The 4,165-nt window shown below is 67.0% G+C and carries 4 protein-coding genes and 1 pseudogene; all 5 read right to left on the bottom strand.

The window, feature by feature from the left end; all coding sequences use genetic code 11:
* The coding region (locus MLGJGCBP_RS47020; RefSeq protein WP_236581719.1) for a tyrosine-type recombinase/integrase at window positions 1-1,047 on the bottom strand (1,047 nt) is incomplete at its 3' end.
* Between the two features lie 330 nt (window positions 1,048-1,377).
* Window positions 1,378-1,665: a hypothetical protein gene (locus MLGJGCBP_RS47015; protein ID WP_012686953.1), complete on the bottom strand. Its 288-nt coding sequence runs from the start codon at window positions 1,663-1,665 to the stop codon at window positions 1,378-1,380.
* A complete protein-coding gene (locus MLGJGCBP_RS51090; protein WP_012686952.1) occupies window positions 1,662-2,564 on the bottom strand; it encodes a hypothetical protein in 903 nt (300 codons plus the stop codon). The genes MLGJGCBP_RS47015 and MLGJGCBP_RS51090 overlap by 4 nt, the downstream gene beginning before the upstream one ends.
* A complete protein-coding gene (locus tag MLGJGCBP_RS47005; RefSeq protein ID WP_012686951.1) occupies window positions 2,561-3,733 on the bottom strand; it encodes a tyrosine-type recombinase/integrase in 1,173 nt (390 codons plus the stop codon). The genes MLGJGCBP_RS51090 and MLGJGCBP_RS47005 overlap by 4 nt, the downstream gene beginning before the upstream one ends.
* A 177-nt stretch (window positions 3,734-3,910) precedes the next feature.
* A pseudogene (locus MLGJGCBP_RS51085) lies at window positions 3,911-4,165 on the bottom strand (potassium transporter Kef); the annotation flags it as partial.

The following is a 4,165-nucleotide window of genomic DNA, read 5'->3' as shown; positions in this document are numbered from 1 at the left end:
CGGGGCCGGGCGGGCCCGCTCAACCGCCCGCCGAGTCTGCTCGGCGTGGTGGGCCAGCACCCGCCGGATCACATCCTCCTTGCGGGGCGTCAGGTAAATCTGAGTCGTGGTCAACTGAGCATGACCAAGGACGAATTGGACATCGGTCAGCGGCAAGGCCGGGTCCTCGGCCATCCGATAGGTCGCCGTGTGCCGCAAGGCATGCAACGTCACCGAGGTGCCTGCCTGCTGGTTGACTCGCTCGAACATGCGGTGCACGGCGTGATAGGTCAGCGGCCGGGCAGGACGTCGCAGCGTCCACCACAGCGGCTGCCTGCGTCCCTTGGGGATCAGATCGGCCATCTCCACCTGGTAGAGCCGCAACCACACGAACGCGTCCGTGGACGCCGGCAGTTCCTGCAACTCGCGGGTTCCCTTGCGCACCACCGTGATCAACTGCCGCCCTGGATCCACTCCCGCCAGCGTGGTCGACAGCAACTCCGACGCCCGCGCCCCCGTTGACACGTAGAAGGCGATCAGTGCCCGGTCACGATGCGACGGCAGCCGGGCGAAGATCTCGTTGAACTCGCTGTCCGGGACGCTGCGCGGGACCCGGCGGGGCACTTTGGGCCGATACCGCCCGCTGCGCTCGTTGCCGTGCTGCTCCATGGGATTGTGGTGCGCGTGCGCCCGACCGGCGCGGCGGGACCGGTCCAGCGGGAACGGGTTGATGATCGGCCCGGTGCCCGCATCTCGGTGAAAGTCATAGAACGAGCGCAGCACCGTTTCGGAATGCGCACGCACCGACGGCGCGAAGGCTTGACCACGAGCCGGTTTCGATGACAGGGCCGCTCCAGACGCGCGCCAATGCGGGCGAGGCTGCTTCCCTGCGACCTGCATCCATCTGCAGAAATCACGGGCTTCGACCCGAGTCGCCCGGTCCCACGCGACGCCGGTGTCGGACCACAGGAACCGGAACCATCGCAGCAGATCCATCCCATACGAACGGAGCGTGGACTCCGCTCGCCCCGAGGCCAGCAGATCCCGGAAGTAGGCGGTGACCGCCACCACGGGCACCCCATCAGGATCAAGCAGCTGATAGGGCTCGTACCGATTGCCCGTCGCCTCCAGCCGACCCGACCGAGGAACCAGCAATTGGGCCAAATCCCGCTCGGGCTCACCGTCTCCGATCATGAGCGGAGACAGTAATGCAAGAAGCCGTTACATGCCCGTTGAACTGGGAAGACTTTCGTATTAGTTCAGTCAATAGGGCGAGGCGGGCGATCGCGGAGACGGTGATCTCGTCACCCAAATGCGCAGCCTGCTCGAGCGCGGCGAGGACGCGTTGTCGGCATCTGGTGCTGTGGGCCTGCCGGGCGGCGGCGATGGCGTTGGTGTTCACGGTCTCTCCAGTGGCTTGCCGAGATCGGGCTGGCGGTTGATGCTGGGCATGCCCAGGCCGGTCACCTGGCGGGTGCGTCGCACTGCCGAGATGGCCGTGGCGATGTCGGCTTGTTCGGCGGGGGTGAGCTGTTCGAGATGTTCTTCGACTCGGTGCACGAGGTCTTTGACCCGTCGGATTTCCTCTTCTGAGGGCAAAGCTTCTGTCCTGGCCCAGTTTTCGAGATCGGCGGTGGCCAGTACGCGTTCGCGGTCTCGGAGTAGGTCATGCAGGTATGCCTTCAACTCGGGCAGATGGGAGGGATCGGTGTGGAAGTGGTCGCAGCCGACGCAGCGGAACCGGAATGGGCAGGCGCCACCCCCAGCTTGGACGTTCGAGGGTTCGCGGCAGGTGCCGTAGGGCACCGAGACTTGGCGGCACCGAGGACGTGACGCTGATGACCCGCCTCAACCGGCCGCTTCGTACCTTCGCGCAGCCAGGGTTGGCTGATCGCGGTGAAGTCCAACCGTCCGCGATGGCCAAACACGGACATCGCCCAGATGTCCTTGGCCTGTTCGGCTTCCAGTTCGTCCTCGTGTGTCGAGGCGGCCAGCGCACCAGCCGGCAACGCGCGGGCATCGCAGAGCTGGGCGAGGATCTCGGGCGGCAACGCCCGGTGTGGGGCCGGCCGGTCCGGGCGCCGGGGAACGTCCTCGCGGCGGAGCGCGAAGTCGTCGGGCAGCCCGCCGAGTGGCTCGCCGGCCCGGGTCAGGCCGAGTAGTCGCATTTGGCGTAGCGCGTGATGGACCTTCCGGCAGCCCAGGGATCGGGACAAGGCGCTGATCTTGTCGCAGTGCTCCAGGTGGGCGAGTCGCTGCAGGAACATCTCGATGTCGTGGCGGCCGAGCGCGCCGATGATCAGGCCGTGGTCGCTGCGATGGATGCGCAGGCTCTCCGAGAGCCCGGTCAAGGCCGCGACGTGAGCTCTCAGCACTGTGGTGACTCCGTCGCCTCGACGGCGTATCAGGTCTTGTATCGCCCACCGCTTCGTACCTTCGCGCAGCCAGGGTTGGCTGATCGCGGTGAAGTCCAACCGTCCGCGATGGCCAAACACGGACATCGCCCAGATGTCCTTGGCCTGTTCGGCTTCCAGTTCGTCCTCGTGTGTCGAGGCGGCCAGCGCACCAGCCGGCAACGCGCTCACCTTGTCACGTCCTCGGTGCCGCCGCGGCCGACGGCTCGGCCTACCCGCTCGACCGCCGCCCGCAACCGCTCCGGTGCGGGGTGGACATACACCTGGCTCGAACTGATCGAGGCATGCCCGAGGAGCTCTTGGACCTCGTCGATGCTCCCGCCGGCATCGAGGACGTTGCTGGCGAACCCATGCCGCAGCGCATGGGGGTGCACCGCCCGATCCAGACCCGCGCGGCGGGAGGCCGCGGCCAGCAGTGCATTGACCGCACCGGGAGTCATCGGCGCGCCGATTGGCGCACGGAACAGGTTCACGAACACGAAGTCGCTCTCCCACGCCCCGGCCTTCGTGGCCCGCTCGGCGACATACTGGTCGTGGGCCTGCACCACAAGGGAATCCACCGGGACGATCCGCGAGTGCCGCGACTTCGCCCACGCGCCATTGATGTTCTGTCGCCGCACCACGTGCAGGTGCGATCCGGGGAAGCTGCAGCCCAAAGCCGATGAGTCGAGCAGGAAGTGGACGTCCTCGCGCCGCAGTCCAACCACCTCGCCGCGACGCAGACCTGCCAGCGCGAGCAGCAGCATCAGCAGCCGGTCACGCGCCGATCGACACGCCCGCAACAGCAGGAGGACGTCGTCATCGCTGGCCCGGCCGGGCCGTTGCCTGACAATCGGAACCCGGTGCCGGGCCCTCATCCGCAGCCTCCAGGCGCCGTCCTCGCCGCGCGCCTCCGCCGGCAGGTCCTGGCTATCGGCAAGCTCGTACAGTTGACCAAGCACTCCTCTCGGAGCGTCGCCGTGATCCACCGCGAAGGCCAGGAACCCCCGCACCCCCGCGAGCACGCAGTTGATCCGCCTCGGTCCACGCACCACGATCGTGCCCACCCCGCCGGCCGTTGCCCCTCCTGGCTGCGACGGGGAGTGGCGAAGCCACAGCACGAACGACGGCATCTTCCCCGCCGCGGCCTGCCAGTCCTGCCCCGTGGCCGCGCACCACGACAGATACAACGCGACAGCGCCCGCATACGACTTGGTCGTGGACTCGGCCCCATCACGCCCGAACCTCACATACCGCAGATATGCATCCGCCACCGACATGACCAGCAGGTCCTCGTCGATCACCGTCCAGTACCGCGTTCCAGAGGGCATCTGCACCGGAAAAGCTCGCATCGTCGTCATCTCCCTTGTCAATCATGGCCGCCACAACGACGACCACCTGACCGACACGCGGAGAGAACCCGTTGTCCACCAAGCAAGTGATCAGCTAGTGCCACAGTGCGCGACAAGTGATCGGACCCCGAGGGAACCAAGGAAATGGGACGGCGAGCGAAGGCTGGTTGCGGTATCTCCGCTCGATCAATCCGTTATCTGCCGGATGTAGAGCAGCCTGTCATCGGCTTCGATTGAGTCCACCTCGGGTGTTCCGCTGCGCAGCAACTGTCCGTCGCGCACCACACCGAGGACGATGTCGGGCAGCTGCCGCGGTGAATCGCCGACCTCGCCGGGTTCGACGGCGCGTTCGGCGATCGCGAATCCGGTCTCCGGGGTGAGCAGGTCCTCGATGATGTCCACCACGTTCGGGGTGGTGGTGGCGGCGCCGAGGAGCCGGCC

This window comes from Rhodococcus sp. T7 (assembly GCF_009872365.1).
Classification (GTDB): Bacteria; Actinomycetota; Actinomycetes; order Mycobacteriales; family Mycobacteriaceae; genus Rhodococcus_F.
Note: the sequence above shows the minus strand (reverse complement) of the source record. Positions and strands in the feature narration are given on the sequence as shown.

Coding starts and splice junctions, on each gene's coding strand:
- MLGJGCBP_RS47005 (WP_012686951.1), bottom strand. CDS start 3,733: ATGACGACGATGCGAGCTTTTCCGGTGCAGATGCCCTCTGGAACGCGG.